Source organism: Saccharopolyspora sp. 7B (assembly GCF_020177435.1).
Taxonomy (GTDB): domain Bacteria; phylum Actinomycetota; class Actinomycetes; order Mycobacteriales; family Pseudonocardiaceae; genus Saccharopolyspora_C; species Saccharopolyspora_C gregorii.
This window is the reverse complement of record NZ_JAIUKC010000217.1, coordinates 1-14,046: the sequence shown is the minus strand read 5'-3', so window position 1 is coordinate 14,046 and position 14,046 is coordinate 1. Positions and strand designations below refer to the sequence as shown.

At 72.8% G+C, this 14,046-nt stretch carries 15 protein-coding genes; 3 read left to right on the top strand and 12 right to left on the bottom strand.

What is annotated here, in order from left to right:
• Positions 1–489 precede the first annotated feature (489 nt).
• Together LCD33_RS26815 and LCD33_RS26810 are read left to right on the top strand one after the other, a co-directional pair.
• A complete protein-coding gene (locus LCD33_RS26815; RefSeq protein WP_224958281.1) occupies positions 490–843 on the top strand; it encodes a hypothetical protein in 354 nt (117 codons plus the stop codon).
• Positions 844–1,010: 167 nt separating this feature from the next.
• Complete coding sequence (locus LCD33_RS26810) at positions 1,011–1,187, top strand: DUF6104 family protein (RefSeq protein WP_224958280.1); 177 nt, start codon at positions 1,011–1,013, stop codon at positions 1,185–1,187.
• A 97-nt stretch (positions 1,188–1,284) separates the two neighbouring features.
• Here LCD33_RS26810 and hutI read toward each other — a convergent pair whose 3' ends face one another.
• The 5 genes from hutI to hutH are packed head-to-tail and all read right to left on the bottom strand — an operon-like array spanning position 1,285 to position 8,173.
• Positions 1,285–2,445 carry an imidazolonepropionase gene (gene hutI / locus LCD33_RS26805; protein ID WP_224958279.1) on the bottom strand — a complete coding sequence of 387 codons (1,161 nt, stop codon included), beginning with the start codon at positions 2,443–2,445 and terminating at the stop codon, positions 1,285–1,287.
• 22 nt (positions 2,446–2,467) lie between these two features.
• Complete coding sequence (locus tag LCD33_RS26800) at positions 2,468–3,778, bottom strand: formimidoylglutamate deiminase (protein ID WP_224978411.1); 1,311 nt, start codon at positions 3,776–3,778, stop codon at positions 2,468–2,470.
• Positions 3,775–4,974, bottom strand: a complete 1,200-nt coding sequence (locus tag LCD33_RS26795; protein ID WP_224978410.1) for an allantoate amidohydrolase — start codon at positions 4,972–4,974, stop codon at positions 3,775–3,777. The genes LCD33_RS26800 and LCD33_RS26795 overlap by 4 nt, the downstream gene beginning before the upstream one ends.
• On the bottom strand, positions 4,971–6,635 hold the full coding sequence (hutU, locus tag LCD33_RS26790; protein ID WP_224958276.1) for a urocanate hydratase: 1,665 nt from the start codon (positions 6,633–6,635) through the stop codon (positions 4,971–4,973). Before hutU ends, LCD33_RS26795 begins: the two co-directional genes overlap by 4 nt.
• A gap of 2 nt (positions 6,636–6,637) precedes the next feature.
• Positions 6,638–8,173 carry a histidine ammonia-lyase gene (gene hutH, locus LCD33_RS26785; protein ID WP_224958274.1) on the bottom strand — a complete coding sequence of 512 codons (1,536 nt, stop codon included), beginning with the start codon at positions 8,171–8,173 and terminating at the stop codon, positions 6,638–6,640.
• An 86-nt stretch (positions 8,174–8,259) separates the two neighbouring features.
• On the opposite strand from hutH, the gene LCD33_RS26780 reads away from it, so the two are divergent.
• Positions 8,260–9,042 carry an IclR family transcriptional regulator gene (locus LCD33_RS26780; protein WP_224958272.1) on the top strand — a complete coding sequence of 261 codons (783 nt, stop codon included), beginning with the start codon at positions 8,260–8,262 and terminating at the stop codon, positions 9,040–9,042.
• A 126-nt stretch (positions 9,043–9,168) separates the two neighbouring features.
• Here LCD33_RS26780 and LCD33_RS26775 read toward each other — a convergent pair whose 3' ends face one another.
• The 7 genes from LCD33_RS26775 to LCD33_RS26745 form a co-directional block, all read right to left on the bottom strand.
• Positions 9,169–9,435, bottom strand: coding sequence for a hypothetical protein (locus LCD33_RS26775; protein ID WP_224967352.1), 267 nt, complete (start codon positions 9,433–9,435; stop codon positions 9,169–9,171).
• A 206-nt stretch (positions 9,436–9,641) separates the two neighbouring features.
• Positions 9,642–9,821 (bottom strand): hypothetical protein, encoded by a 180-nt coding sequence (locus tag LCD33_RS26770; RefSeq protein WP_224978409.1) that lies wholly within the window; start codon positions 9,819–9,821, stop codon positions 9,642–9,644.
• A gap of 86 nt (positions 9,822–9,907) precedes the next feature.
• Positions 9,908–10,174, bottom strand: coding sequence for a hypothetical protein (locus LCD33_RS26765; RefSeq protein WP_224958267.1), 267 nt, complete (start codon positions 10,172–10,174; stop codon positions 9,908–9,910).
• A 303-nt stretch (positions 10,175–10,477) separates the two neighbouring features.
• Entirely contained in the window at positions 10,478–11,359 is an 882-nt protein-coding gene (locus LCD33_RS26760) for an ABC transporter substrate-binding protein (protein WP_224958264.1), read from the bottom strand.
• 33 nt (positions 11,360–11,392) lie between these two features.
• Positions 11,393–12,082 (bottom strand): ABC transporter permease, encoded by a 690-nt coding sequence (locus LCD33_RS26755; RefSeq protein WP_224958263.1) that lies wholly within the window; start codon positions 12,080–12,082, stop codon positions 11,393–11,395.
• Position 12,083: 1 nt separating this feature from the next.
• Entirely contained in the window at positions 12,084–12,752 is a 669-nt protein-coding gene (locus LCD33_RS26750) for an ABC transporter permease (RefSeq protein WP_224978408.1), read from the bottom strand.
• On the bottom strand, positions 12,749–13,837 hold the full coding sequence (locus LCD33_RS26745) for an ABC transporter ATP-binding protein (protein WP_224958259.1): 1,089 nt from the start codon (positions 13,835–13,837) through the stop codon (positions 12,749–12,751). Before LCD33_RS26745 ends, LCD33_RS26750 begins: the two co-directional genes overlap by 4 nt.
• Between the last annotated feature and the right edge of the window lie 209 nt (positions 13,838–14,046).

The following is a 14,046-nucleotide window of genomic DNA, read 5'->3' as shown; positions in this document are numbered from 1 at the left end:
GCGTAGCCGGCTCTAACAAGCCTACCGCCCCGTCGGCCCCGCAACCCACGCGGGCGCCCCGGGCTTGCCGGGGGCGGGCGGTTCCTCCGGGAACCGGCGGCCCGTTCTTTGCGCACCCGGAGGGGTGCGATGAAGGGAACCTTCCTGCCAGTGGTGACCGGAAGGTTCCCTTCATCGTCCGAGGGCGACGTTCCCCATCTTGCCACCGCGTAATACGCGAACTAACCTGCGTAATACATTGATCGGCCATGCGGATCGAGTCGATCGAGTGGGATGACGCGAATCTGGACACGCCACCCGCCACGGCGTCTCGGCGGACGAGATCGACCAGGCGATCTCCAACCCGACGAAGGTGGCTCGGAACAAGCGAGCCAGGGCCGCGTCGCACCTCCTGCTCGGCCGCCCGCGCGGCGGCCGCCCGATCTTGGTGGCCATCGCCTACGACGAACCGTCCTCGACCGTTCGTCCGATCACGGCTTGGGAGGCGACATGACCCGGGACCCGCACGATGGTGCAGCTTCCGACGAGGCCGAATGGCACCAGCTGCACCGCGAGGAGCTCGAAGCGGACTTCGACGACGCCGAAGAGATCGCGGTCGAGGTGGCCCAGCCGCTCAACGTGTCGACCTCGTTCCGGATGAGCCGCGAGGAGGCAGCGGCGATCCGCGAAGCCGCGGCGACCGCGGGCCTCAGCCAGTCCGAGTGGATCCGGACCGTCTGCGTCGCTGCGGCGAACCGCACGACCGCTCAGGTCACCGGGATCAGCGCGTTCGAAGCGCGGAAGCTGCGGAGCCTGCTCGAACAAGCCGAACGGATCGTCCGGCCCGCCACCCAAGCGGGCTGACCGGGCCTGCCGCGGGCCGTCGGTTCCTCCGGGAACCGGCGGCCCGTTCTTTGCGCGCCCGGAGGGGTGCGATGAAGGGAACCTTCCTGCCACGTGTGACAGTAAGGTTCCCTTGCTGTCAGCTCCGGCGGTGCGCTGCCGCCGGTTCGCACGTGGAGGAGGAGACGGTGTACTTCACCGACCGGGGCATCGAGGAGCTCGAGGAGCGTCGCGGTGACGACGAGGTGACCTTGGCGTGGGTCGCGGACCGGATGCGGGTCTTCGTCGACCTGAACCCGGCGTTCGAGGACGCGACCGAGCGCCTCGCGACCTTCCTCGCCCGCGACGACGCGGACGACGACTGAGCCCTCCCGCGCTCCGGGATGACCGGAAGGTTCCCCGCACCGCATCCGTGGCAGCGAGGTTTCCCTTTCGCCCGTCGTGACAGGAAGGTTCCCTTCCTCACCGCACCCGCTCCCCCGCTCGCCACACCGCGTGCGTGAGCGGCACCCCGGGCCGGTACGCCAGCCAGGAGGCGCTGGGCGCGTCGAGGACGTGCAGGTCGGCGCGCGCACCGGGCCGGAGCACGCCGACGGCCCCGTCGCCGGTGTCGCGCCGCAGCGCCCGCGCCCCGCCGAGGGTGGCGGCGCGGATCGCTTCGGGCACGGTCATCCGCATCTGGAGCACGGCGGTGGTGACGCAGAACGCCATGGACGTGGTGTAGGAGGAGCCGGGGTTGCAGTTGGAGGCGAGCGCGACGGTCGCCCCGGCGTCGAGGAGTTCCCGCGCGGGCGGCAGCGGCTGCCGGGTGGAGAGGTCGCAGGCGGGCAGCAGGGTGGCGACGGTGCCGGATCCGGCGAGCGCGGCGATGTCCTCGGCTTCGAGGTGGGTGCAGTGGTCGACGCTGGCGGCGCCGAGTTCGACGGCGAGCCGCACGCCGGGTCCGGGCCCGAGCTGGTTGCCGTGCACGCGCAGCCCGAGTCCGCGGTCGGCGGCGGCGCGCAGCACCCGCCGGGTCTGCTCGGCGTCGAAGGCGCCCCGTTCGCAGAACGCGTCGCACCAGCGCACGTGGGGTGCGACGGCGTCGAGCATGTCGCCGCGGACGAGGTCGAGGTAGCGGTCGGGGTCTTCGCCGGGCGGCACGAGGTGCGCGCCGAGGAAGGTGACGTCGTCGGCTTCGGTGGCGGCGATGCGGGCGGCGCGGAGTTCGTCGGCGACGGTGAGCCCGTACCCGGTCTTGGTCTCGACGCAGGTGGTGCCGTTCCACGCGGCTTCGTCGAGGTGGCGGCGCAGGTTGGCGCGGAGTTCGTCGTCGGTGGCGGCGCGGGTGGCGTCGACGGTGAGGGCGATGCCGCCCGCGGCGTAGGGCTCGCCGTTCGTGCGGGCGGTGAACTCGTCGGTGCGGTCGCCGGCGAACAGCAGGTGGGTGTGGCTGTCGACCCAGCCGGGCAGCACGGCGCGGCCGTCGATGTCGAGAGCCTGGTCGGCGGCGGGTGCGCGGTGGGCGGGTCCGACCCAGGCGATGCGGTCGCCGTCGAGGACGAGCGCGGCGCCGCCGGGGGTGCCGAGCTCGTCGTCGTTCGTGGTGAGTTCGCCGATGCCGGTGATGGCGGTGCTGGTCATGGTGTTCCGTCCGCGTCGGTGGTCAGCTGAGTTCGGCGAGCACCCGCCGGAGGCGCCGGGCCGGGTCGGGCACGTGTTCGTGGGCGCGGTCGCGGACGATGGCGCGGCCGTGGGCGATGACGTCCCGGACGTCGTCGGCGCGGGCGGCGGTGGGCACGCCGCCCAGGGGGACGCCGGCGAGGCGGGGCCCGTCGAGGTCGAGCGCGACGAGGTCGGCGCGCTGCCCGGGTGCGATGCGTCCGGCGTCGAGCCAGCCGAGGGCGCGGTGCCCGTTCGTGGTGGCCATGTCGAGCAGCCGCGGGGTGTCGAAGTGCCCGCGGGTTTCGGCGCGCAGCCGTTGTCCTGCTTCGACGGCGTGGGCTTCGGCGAGCAGGTCGATGGTGGAGTGCCCGTCGCTGCCGAGGGACAGCGGACTGCCCGCGTCGTGCAGCGCGCGGGCGGGTCCGATGCCGTCGCCGAGGTCGGCCTCGGTGCTGGGGCACAGGCAGCTGCCGGTGCCGGTGTCGCCGAGCAGTCGCAGGTCGTGCTCGGTGAGGTGGGTGGCGTGCACGGCGGTGGTGCGGGGGCCGAGGGCGCCGTGCTCGTGGAGGAGTTCGGTCGGGGTGCGGCCGTGGGCGGCGCGGCAGGCGTCGTTCTCGGCGCGTTGTTCGGACAGGTGCACGTGCAGCGGGGTACCGCCGCGCTGCGCCCAGCCGACGAGGTGCGGGATCTGCCCGGCGGGGACGGCGCGCACGGAGTGCACGGCGGCGCCGAGGCGCACCCGGCCGCAGTCGACGCGGAACCGGTCGACGCGGTCGGCCCAGGCGGTGGCGTCGCCGTCGCTGAACCGCAGCTGCACGCCTTCGGCGGGGGTGTCGAAGCCGCCGGTGAGGTAGCAGGTGTCGAGGAGGGTGAGCCGGATCCCGGCGTCGTGGGCGGCTTGGGCGAGCGCGGCGCTCATCGCGTTGGGGTCGTCGTAGCGGCCGCCGCCGGGCGGGTGGTGCAGGTAGTGGAATTCGCCGACGCAGGTGATCCCGGCGAGCGCCATCTCGGTGTAGGTGGCGGTGGCGAGCCGCAGGTAGCTGTCGGGGTCGAGCCGTCCGGCGAGCGCGTACATCTGCTCGCGCCAGGTCCAGAAGGTCCCGCGTCCGGTGGCGCGCCCGCGGAGCCCGCGGTGGAAGGCGTGCGAGTGGGCGTTGGCGAGGCCGGGGATGACGAGCCCGGGCAGCCGGGTGGCTCCGGGGGGCGGGTCGTCGGTGCGGGTGACGGCGGTGATGGTGGTGCCGTCGACGTCGACGAGCACGCCGGCCTGCGGCCCGTCGTCGAGCCAGGCGTGTTCGCACCAGTAGGTCATGCGGTCCACCTCCGGAGGACGTCGGCGAGCGCCGTGGTGCCTGCGGCGCAGTCGTCGGGTTCGGCGTGCTCCTCGGGTGCGTGGCTGACGCCGGTGGGGTTGCGGACGAACAGCATGGCCGTGGGCGCGTGGGCGGCGAGGACTCCGGCGTCGTGCCCGGCTCCGGTGGGCAGCACGGGAGCGTCGTCGAGCTGGGCGCGGAGTTCGTCGCGGAGCCCGGGGTCGAAGTGCACGGTGTCGCCGTAGGACTCTTCGGTGATCTCGACGGTGCAGCCTTCGTCGTGGGCGTGCTCGTGGGCGTGCCGGGCGATCTCGTCGACGAGGGCCCGGGCGGCGGGGTGCAGCGGGGCTCGGGCGTCCAGCCACAGGTCCACCGCGGAGGCGATGACGTTGGTGCCGCCGGGGGTGGCTTCGACGCGGCCGACGGTGGCGCGGGCCTGCTCGCGGGCGGCGGCGTCGCGGCGGGCGGCGAGCACGGTGCGGGCGGCGGGGATCATGGGGTCGCGGCGGTCGCCGATCGGGGTGGCTCCGGCGTGGTTGCCTTCGCCGCGGAACCGGAACCGCCAGCGCCCGTGCGCGAGGATGCTGTCGGCGACGGCGACGGGCCGGTGCAGGTCGATGAGGCCCTTGCCCTGTTCGACGTGCAGTTCCACCAGGCGTCCGATGCGCCGCAGCGCCGCGTCGTCGCGCCCGGCGCGTTCCGGGTCGTGCCCGGCGGCGCGCATCGCTTCGGCGAAGGTGGTGCCGTCGGGGTCGCGCAGCGCACAGGCGGCGTCGCGGCTGATGCCGCCGCTGAGCAGCCGGGAACCGAGGCACGGCACCCCGAACCGGCCGCCTTCCTCTTCGGCGAACGCGACGACGGCGAGCGGTCGCCGCGGCCGGAACCCGCTGTCGCGCAACGACTCCACGGCGGCGAGCGCGGACACCACGCCGAGCGGCCCGTCGAAGGCCCCGCCGCCGGGCACCGAGTCGAGGTGGCTGGCGGTGACGACGGCGTCGTCACCGGGTTCTCCCCACCACGCCCACAGGTTCGCGTTGCGGTCGGTCTCGACCTGCAGGCCGCGACGCCCGGCCTGTTCGGCGAACCACTCGCGGAGTTCGCGTTCCCCGCGGTCGAAGACGTGCCGGGAGTAGCCGCCGCGGCGCCGGTCGCGGCCGACGTCGTCGAGCTCGGCGAGCAGCCGGGACGTGCTCATCGCCCCTCCCCCGCGATCGGCAGCCGCAGCCCGCGTTCGGCGGCCACGTCGCGGGCGCGGTCGTAGCCGGCGTCGGCGTGCCGCAGCACCCCGGTGCCGGGGTCGTTGGTCAGGACGCGTTCGAGCTTGCGGGCGGCGAGCTCGGTGCCGTCGGCGACGGTGACCTGCCCGGCGTGCAGCGAGCGGCCCATGCCGACGCCGCCACCCTGGTGCACCGACACCCAGGTGGCGCCGGAAGAGGTGTTGACCAGCGCGTTGAGCAGCGGCCAGTCGGCGACGGCATCGGATCCGTCGGCCATCCCCTCGGTCTCCCGGTAGGGGGAGGCGACGGATCCGCTGTCGAGGTGGTCGCGGCCGAGCACGAGCGGCGCGGACACCTCGCCGGAGGCGACGAGTTCGTTGAACCGCAGCCCGGCGCGGTGCCGTTCGCCGTAGCCGAGCCAGCAGATCCGGGCGGGCAGCCCTTGGAACGCGACCTTCTCCCCGGCGAGCCGGATCCAGCGGGCCAGGTGCTCGTCCTCGCCGAACTCGTCGAGGATCGCGCGGTCGGTGGCGGCGATGTCGGCGGGGTCGCCGGACAGCGCGGCCCAGCGGAACGGGCCTTTGCCCTCGCAGAACAGCGGCCGCAGGTAGGCGGGCACGAAGCCGGGGTAGTCGAAGGCGCGCGCGTAGCCGGCTTCGGCGGCTTCGCCGCGCAGCGAGTTGCCGTAGTCGAAGACTTCGACGCCCGCGTCGAGGAAGCCGACCATCGCTTCGACGTGCTCGGCGATGGAGTCGCGGGCGCGGGTGGTGAACTCGTCGGGCTTCTGCGCCGCGTAGTCCGCCCAGTCGTCGAGGTCGACGCCGCGCGGCAGGTAGGACAGCGGGTCGTGCGCGGAGGTCTGGTCGGTGACGATGTCGGCGGGCACGCCGCGCCGCAGCAGTTCCGGCAGCACTTCGGCGGCGTTGCCGATGACGCCGATGGACACGGCGCGGCGCTGATCGCGAGCGGCGACGGCCTGCTCGACGGCGTCGTCGAGGTCGTCGGCGAGCACGTCGAGGTAGCGGTGCTGCACGCGGCGGCGGGCGCGTTCGGGGTCGCATTCGACGACGAGCGCGGCGCCGCCGTTCATGGTGACGGCGAGGGATTGCGCGCCGCCCATGCCGCCGAGTCCGGCGGTGACGGTGAGCGTTCCGGCGAGGCTGCCGCCGAAGCGCTTGGCGGCGACGGCGCCGAACGTCTCGTAGGTGCCTTGCAGGATGCCCTGGGTGCCGATGTAGATCCACGATCCGGCGGTCATCTGCCCGTACATCATGAGCCCGAGCGCGTCGAGCCTGCGGTATTCGGGCCAGTTCGCCCAGTCCCCGACGAGGTTCGAGTTCGCCAGCAGCACCCGCGGTGCCCATTCGTGGGTGCGCAGCACGCCGACGGGTTTGCCGGACTGCACCAGCAGCGTCTCGTCCTCGGCGAGGGCGCGGAGCTCGGCGACGATGGCGTCGTAGCTGGCCCAGTTCCGGGCGGCGCGGCCGGTTCCGCCGTAGACGACGAGGTCGTCGGGGCGTTCGGCGACGTCCGGGTCGAGGTTGTTCTGCAGCATCCGCAGCGGTGCTTCGGTGCTCCAGGAGCGGGCGGTGCGGGTGGTGCCGCGCGCCGCGCGCACGGGCCGGGGTCCGGTGCTCATGCTCAGCCTCCCAGGTGGTTCTGCACGGTGGTGTTGACGGCACCGGAGCGCAGCAGCGCTTCGGTCTCGGCGATCTGCGGGGCGAGGTGCGCGTCGGGTCCGGGCCCCGGCACGCGGGTGCGCAGCAGGTCCCGGGCGGCGGCGGTGCCGGGCGCGGGTGCGAGCGGGGCGCGCAGGTCGAGGGCGCGGGCGGCGGTGAGCAGTTCGACGGCGAGCACGGTGCGCAGCCCGTCGAGGGCGCGGCGCAGCTTGCGGGCCGCCGCCCAGCCCATCGACACGTGGTCCTCCTGCATGGCGCTGGTGGGGATGGAGTCGACGGAGGCGGGCGCGGCGAGCCGTTTGAGCTCGGCGACGACTCCGGCCTGCGTGTAGTGCGCGATCATGTGCCCGGAGTCGACGCCGGGGTCGTCGGCGAGGAAGGCGGGCAGCCCGTGCGAGCGGGCCACGTCGAGCATCCGGTCGGTGCGGCGTTCGGCCATGCTCGCCACGTCGGCGAGCGGGATCGCCAGGTAGTCGAGGGCGTGCGCGAGCGGGGCGCCGTGGAAGTTGCCGTTGGATTCGACGCGGCCGTCGTCGAGGACGACGGGGTTGTCGATGGCGGCGGCGAGTTCGCGGTCGGCGACGGTCTCGGCGAACGCGACGGCGTCGGCGGCCGAGCCGTGCACCTGGGGTGCGCAGCGCAGCGAGTAGGCGTCCTGCACGCGGGTGCAGCCGGGGCCGCGGTGGCTGGCGACGATCTCGGATCCGGCGAGCAGCCGGTGGATGCGGTCGGCGGAGCGGGCCTGCCCGGGGTGCGGGCGCAGCGCGTGCAGGTCGGCGGCGAAGACCCGGTCGGTGCCCAGCAGCGCTTCGACGCTCATCGCGGCGGTGAGGTCGGCGATCTCCAGCAGTTCGGCGAGGTCGTGCAGCGCGAGCACCAGCATGCCGAGCATGCCGTCGGTGCCGTTGGTCAGCGACAGGCCTTCCTTCTCGGCGAGCACCACGGGTTCGATGCCGGCGTCGGCGAGCGCGTCGGCGGCGGGGCGGGTGGTCCCGTCCGGCGCGAGCACGTGGCCTTCGCCGGTGAGGGCGAGCGCGACGGCGGCGAGCGGCGCGAGGTCTCCGGAGCAGCCGAGGGAGCCGTGTTCGTGCACGACGGGCACGATGCCCGCGTTGAGCGCGGCGGCGAGGGCGCGGGCGGTGCTGAGCCGGGCGCCGGTGTGGCCGGTGCTGATGGTGCGCAGCCGCAGCAGCATCAGGGATCGCACCACTTCGGCTTCGACGGCGGGCCCGGCGCCGGCGGCGTGCGAGCGGACGAAGGACTGCTGCAGGGCGGTGCGCCGTTCGGCGGGGATGTGCCGGACGGCGAGCGCGCCGAACCCGGTGGAGACGCCGTAGGTGGGTTCCTCGGCGGCGGCGAGCGCGTCGATGTGCCTGCGGGTGCCTTCGACGGCGCGTTCGGTGTCGGGGTCGAGCTCGACGGCGGTGCCGCCGCGGGCGATGTCGACGACCTGCTGCCGGGTCAGCTCGCCGGCCACCAACTTGTGCACGTGTCGCATTCCTCCATGTCACACGGGTGCGGCGCGGCGCAGAAGCCCGGTTAGGGTGGTTCCGTCTGGGATTCCAGACGTCGCGGGGAGGTCCGGTGGGAGCCAGCAGCGAGGTGCCCGCGCTGCGGCGCGGGCTGGCGATCTTGACGGCGATGGCGGGCCGGGCGGCGCCGGTGTCGGCGGGGGCGCTGGCGCGGGAGCTGGGGTTGCCGCGGTCGACGACGTACCACTTGCTGGCGGAGCTGGTGGCGGCCGGTTTCGTGGTGCGGTTGCCGGAGGAGCGCCGGTTCGCGCTGGGGGTGGCGGCGTTCGAGCTGGGTTCGGCGTACTTGCGCGCCGATCCGCTGGAGCGGTTGGCGAGCCCGGTGCTGCGCAGGCTGGTGGACGAGGTGGGGTGCACCGCGCACCTGGGGGTGCTGCACGGTGGTGAGCTGCTGTACCTGCTGCAGCAGCGCCCGTCGCGGGCGCAGACGCTGGTCACCGATGTGGGGGTGCGGTTGCCCGCGCACTTGACGGCGTCGGGGCGGGCGATGTTGGCGCACCTGCCTGCCGCGCAGGTGCGGGCGTCGTTCCCGGCGGGGTTCGCGAGCCGCACCGAGCGGGGGCCGCGGACGTTGCCGGAGTTGCGCCGCGTGCTGGACGCGGAGCGCCGCCTGGGTTGGGCGGTGGAGGACGGGCACGTGACCGGCGGGTTCGCTTCGGTGGCGTGCCCGGTGTTCGGGCCGGACCGGTGGCCGTCGGCGGCGATCAGCGTGACGTTCCGGCACGTGTGCGAACCGGCTGGGCGTACGAGTTGCGGTGCGACCTGGCCGGAGCTCGCCGACAAGGTGCGGATTGCAGCCGAGGACCTGACCGGGCGAATCGATGGGCGCCGCTAAAATCGCTTCGGGCGCCGTCACGCTATCACCGATCGTCGTCACGCGGAGACGTCGAGAACAGCGATATGCCCGACCCCCTCCGAAGAATGGGGGCCGGGCATCTCCCACCTCGAAGAGGCGGCACTGTCAGCCCTCGGTGTTGCCGATGCCGGTCTCAGCGCCCGAACCGCCACCGTCCCCGCCGTTGGCGGCGGAGCACGAGCCCGAGCCCAGGATGCCGATGCCGCAGAGCAGGTTCAGGCCGGTGCCACCAGCGCCCCCGGCGCCCCCGTCACCGGACTCGCTGGTGACGACCGGGTCGTCGTGCCCACCGGCGAACGCCGTCGTGGAGCCGGCACCGAGCAGAGCCACGGCGACCGCGGCCGCACCAAGGAGGCGAGTAGAAGTACGCATGCGAGATTTCCCCTCGTTGTTGCTGAATCGGATTCAACCGAGCCACCCGAGAAGGACGAGGTTCGAACCTCTCGGTGATCGGCGACAAAACCATCGCACCGACCTCGCTCTCCTGCATCTTCAGTAGCACTAAAGTGGTTTAGAAGTAACCCGTTCGTTTAAACAGCGGCGGTGCGACGAGCGGCTTCACCCGCAAATACGCACGATCAACGATTTGCTGTCGACAAATATTCGATCTTCACTCCGGACTGATGACCGTCGGCGGCGATTGACCGATTCGCTTCGCGGCCCGCGCGCGAGCCAGGCCGCCACCCGCTGAACGACCGAGCGATCGGGCGACGGCGTTCCGCATGGTCGTCCAGGTTCGCGAGATCGCCGATCTTCATTGCGCTGAACGTCGAGAACAGCGATGTGCCCGGACCCCTCGAAAGGGATCCGGGCACTTCTTTCCCGCGGCGGAAAGGTCGAGCTGTCAGCCCTCGGTGTTGCCGATGCCGGTCTCAGCGCCCGAACCGCCACCGTCCCCGCCATCGGAGGCGGAGCACGAGCCCGAGCCCAGAACGCCGAGGCCGCAGAGCACATTCACCCCGATGCCACCAGAGCCACCGGCACCCCCGTCACCGGACTCGCTGGAGACAGCCGGGTCGTCGTGCCCACCGGCGAACGCCGTCGTGGAGCCGGCACCGAGCAGAGCCACGGCGACCGCGGCCGCACCAAGGAGGCGAGTAGAAGTACGCATGCGAGATTTCCCCTCGTTGTTGCTGAATCGGATTCAACCGAGCCACCCGAGAAGGACGAGGTTCGAACCTCTCGGTGATCGGCGACAAAACCATCGCACCGATCCCGAACTCCAGCACTTCCAGTAGCGCAAAAGTGGGCCGCGCCCCACACCATGGTTGACCGCGTCACGCTGCGTCGACCGGTTGCTCGCACGATGCGGCGACACCGGGCGAGCCCGAAAGGGAATCAGATTTCGCCAGCAGCCGGAGTGGATCAGCGCGGAGCGCACGCTCCTCCGGCCGCCGGGACGCGCCGAGGGGTGTCACGCACCCACTGCGGCGACGAATTCCTTGGCGAGATCGGTGGGATTGGCCTTGTCGACTTCGAGCCGCCGGTTGAGCTCGGTGAGGTCCTCGGTGCTCAGCGCCCGCGACACCCGGTCGATCGCCTCGGCCTGCGGCGGGGTCAGCCTGCCCTCGCCGACCAGCGGCACCACGTGCTGGGCCGGGAACATGTCGCGGGTGTCCCGCAGCGGCACCAGGTCGTTCGCGGCGATCTGCGAGGACGTGGTGAACAGGTTCGCGACCTGCACGGTGTCGCCGGTGAGCGCGTCCACGGTGACGGTGCCCGCTTCGAGGTTGCGGATCTCCGCGAAGGTGCAGCCGTAGACTTCGGCGATGCGCTGCTCCCACCGCGTCTTCCACTCGGCGGGGGCGCCGAGCACGAATTCGCCGCAGCGCGGCCCGAGGTCCTCCAGCGTGCCGATGCCGCTGTCGGCGGTGCGGCGGGTCACGGTGAGCACGTCGGAATCCTCGGCGGGCGCCTGGTCGAGGACGTCCAGCCCGGGCGGCAGCTTCCGCCGCAGGGCGTCGTAGACCTGCCCCGATTCGGTGGCGGGATCGTTCTCGTCGACGTACTGCAGCAGGTTGCCGGTGTAGTCGGGCATCACCGACAGCTCGCCCTGGGCGACGGCGTTGACGTAGGTCTCGCGCGCCCCGATGCGGGGTTTGGTGTCGACGTCGGCGCCGGTGCGCCGCAGCGCCTCGGCGTAGATCTCCATCACGAGTTCGCTCTCGGTGAAGTCGGCGGAGCCGACGACCAGCGCCCCGTTCGTGCCGTCCCCGGCCTGGAACGGGTCGCCGCCGCAGCCCGCGACCCCGACCAACGCCAAGCCGGCCAGCGCCAGCGCTCCCCATCGCTTCACGGCGTGCTTCTTCCCGTCGCAGTGGACACGTGTTCAGCCGGTGCTCGTGGCGGCTGCAGGCGGGCCGCTGCGGATGCCGCGCGGCGTGACGGCTCGCGAGAGCCTGCTCAGCAGCACGTCGAGCAGTACCGCCAGCAGCGCGATGCACAGCGCCGCGGCGAGCGTCTGGCCGTAGTCGTAGGTCTTGATGCCTTCGAGCAGGATGCTGCCGAGCCCGCCGAGGCCCACGTACGCGGCGACGGAGGCGGTGGCCACGACCTGCAGCATCGCGGTGCGCACCCCGCCGAACAGCAGCGGCGCTGCGTTCGGCAGCTCCACCTGCCACAGCTGCTGCATCGGGGTCATGCCCATGCCCTTGGCGGCGTCGCGCACCTCGGCGGGCACGCTCTGCACCCCGGCGTAGGCGCCGGAGAGCACCGCGGGGATCGCCAGGATCACCAGCCCGGCCAGCGTGGGCGCCTCGCCGATGCCCGCGACGAGCACGAACAGGGTGACCAGGCCGAGCGTCGGCAGCGCCCGCAGCGAGTTGCTGAGCACGACGACGGTGGCGCCGCCGCGGCCGGTGTGCCCGATCCACAGCCCGATCGGCATCGCGATGATCGAGGCGCACAGCACCGACAGCACGCAGTAGTACAGGTGCCTGCCCGTCTGGGCGAGCAGCCCGGTGGAGGACAGCCAGTGCTCCGGGTCCGACAACCAGGCGACCAGCTCGTTGATGATCATGTCAGCGTCCCCCCGCGCTCGCCCGCTGCCACGGGGTGCACAGCCTGCGCAGCGCCACGATCAGCAGGTCCCCGACCATCGCCAGCGCGAGCGTGAGCACCACGCCGATCAGGATCGGAGTCAGGTAGTCCCGCTGGAACCCGTCGGTGAACAACCGGCCGAGCCCGCCGATGCCGATCAGCGCGCCGACGCTGACGAGGCTGACGTTGCTGACCGAGGCGACCCGCAGCGAGGTGCTCAGCACCGGCAGCGCCAGCGGCACCTCGACGGCGAAGAACCGGCGGCGCGGCCGGTAGCCGAGGGCGGTGGCGGCGGTGACGACGTGCTCGGGCACCGAGTCGAGACCTTCCATCACGGGTCGCACCAGCAGCGCCGCGTTGTAGATGGTCAGCGCGATGACCACGTTGATCGCGGCGGTCGCACCGGTCCCGATCACCGCGGGGATGATCACGAACAGGGCCAGCGAGGGGATCGTGTAGAGCACGTTCATCGAGCCCAGCAGCACTCCGCGCAGCTTCGGCGCCCGCTGCGCGAGCCGCCCGGCGGGCACCGCCAGCAACGCGCCCAGCACCAGCGGCACCAGCGCGAGGTAGATGTGCTGCCCGAGGGATTCCAGCACCACCTCGCGGTTGCTGGGGCTGGAGAAGTAGTGCGCGAGCTCGTCGATCACGGCCGCTCCCCGCGCCCGGCCTCGATGACGTCGAGCACGTGCCGGGCGCCGACGACGCCGACGTACCCGCCGTCCTCGTCGACGACGACGCCGAGCCCGGACGGCGCGGACAGCGCCGCGTCCAGCGCGCCGCGCAGCGCCGTCCCGCGGGTGTGCAGCGAGCCGCCCGCGACCAGCACGTCCTCGGTGAGGGGTTCGTCCGCGGTGGTGCGCGGCGGCAGCCAGCCGCGGGGCCTGCGGTCGGCGTCGAGGACGAGCACCCACTCGTCGCCGGTGCGGCCGGGGACGTCGCCGAGGGAAACGGTGCGGACCTCGCCGGGTTCGATCCCACCGCCGTCGGCGAACGACAGCCGCCGGTAGCCGCGGTCGCGCCCGATGAAGGAGGTGACGAAGTCGTCGGCGGGCCGGGCGAGCAGCTCGTCGGGTGCGGCGTACTGGGCGACGTGCCCGCCGGTGCGCAGCACGGCGACCTTCTCGCCGAGCTTCACCGCCTCGTCGATGTCGTGGGTGACGAACAGGACGGTCTTGCCGAGTTCGCCCTGCAACCGCAGCAGCTCGTCCTGCAGCCCTTCGCGGACCACGGGGTCGACGGCGCTGAACGGCTCGTCCATCAGCAGCACCGGCGGATCGGCGGCGAGGGCACGGGCCACGCCGACGCGCTGCTGCTGGCCGCCGGAGAGCTGCGCCGGGTAGCGGTCGCCGAGCGAGGCCGGCAGCCCCACCAGGTCCAGCAGTTCCTGCGCGCGCCGCCGGGTGTCGCGGCGGGAACCGCGGAACAGCCTCGGCACGGTGGCGATGTTGTCCAGCACGGAGCGGTGCGGGAACAGCCCGGCCTGCTGGATGACGTAGCCGATGCCGCGGCGCAGCACCGCCGGGTCGGCGTCGCGCACGTCCCGCCCGTCCACGAGCACGGTGCCCGCGCTCGGGTCGATCATGCGGTTCACCATGCGCAGCAAGGTGGTCTTCCCGCAGCCGGACGGACCGACGAGCACGGTGATCGTGCCCGCCTCGACCGCCAGGTCCACGTCGTCGACCGCGACCGCGCCCCCGGGATATTCCTTGCGCACGGATCGGAACTCGATCAACCGAGCCCCCTCGGATCACCGACAGTCACTTGCCGACCGCCGCAAACCTGGCCGACCATAACTCGAACGCCGGAACGACGCGATGACCCACGACTCTCACGTGATCTTTTCCGCCGCTGCCAACAGCCGCTTCCCACGATCCGGGAGATCTGGTCCCCCGACGGAGATCCCGGCGCCCCGTCCCCCGCTCCGGCCATCATCACCCGCAC

Excerpts from the sequence above, each read along its gene's own strand:
- LCD33_RS26800 (WP_224978411.1), bottom strand. The coding sequence starts at position 3,778 with ATGACCTACTGGTGCGAACACGCCTGGCTCGACGACGGGCCGCAGGCC.
- LCD33_RS26770 (WP_224978409.1), bottom strand. The coding sequence starts at position 9,821 with ATGAAGATCGGCGATCTCGCGAACCTGGACGACCATGCGGAACGCCGT.
- hutH (WP_224958274.1), bottom strand. The coding sequence starts at position 8,173 with ATGCGACACGTGCACAAGTTGGTGGCCGGCGAGCTGACCCGGCAGCAG.
- LCD33_RS26765 (WP_224958267.1), bottom strand. The coding sequence starts at position 10,174 with ATGCGTACTTCTACTCGCCTCCTTGGTGCGGCCGCGGTCGCCGTGGCT.
- hutI (WP_224958279.1), bottom strand. The coding sequence starts at position 2,445 with ATGACCAGCACCGCCATCACCGGCATCGGCGAACTCACCACGAACGAC.
- LCD33_RS26775 (WP_224967352.1), bottom strand. The coding sequence starts at position 9,435 with ATGCGTACTTCTACTCGCCTCCTTGGTGCGGCCGCGGTCGCCGTGGCT.
- LCD33_RS26815 (WP_224958281.1), top strand. The coding sequence starts at position 490 with ATGACCCGGGACCCGCACGATGGTGCAGCTTCCGACGAGGCCGAATGG.
- LCD33_RS26795 (WP_224978410.1), bottom strand. The coding sequence starts at position 4,974 with ATGAGCACGTCCCGGCTGCTCGCCGAGCTCGACGACGTCGGCCGCGAC.
- LCD33_RS26755 (WP_224958263.1), bottom strand. The coding sequence starts at position 12,082 with ATGATCATCAACGAGCTGGTCGCCTGGTTGTCGGACCCGGAGCACTGG.
- hutU (WP_224958276.1), bottom strand. The coding sequence starts at position 6,635 with ATGAGCACCGGACCCCGGCCCGTGCGCGCGGCGCGCGGCACCACCCGC.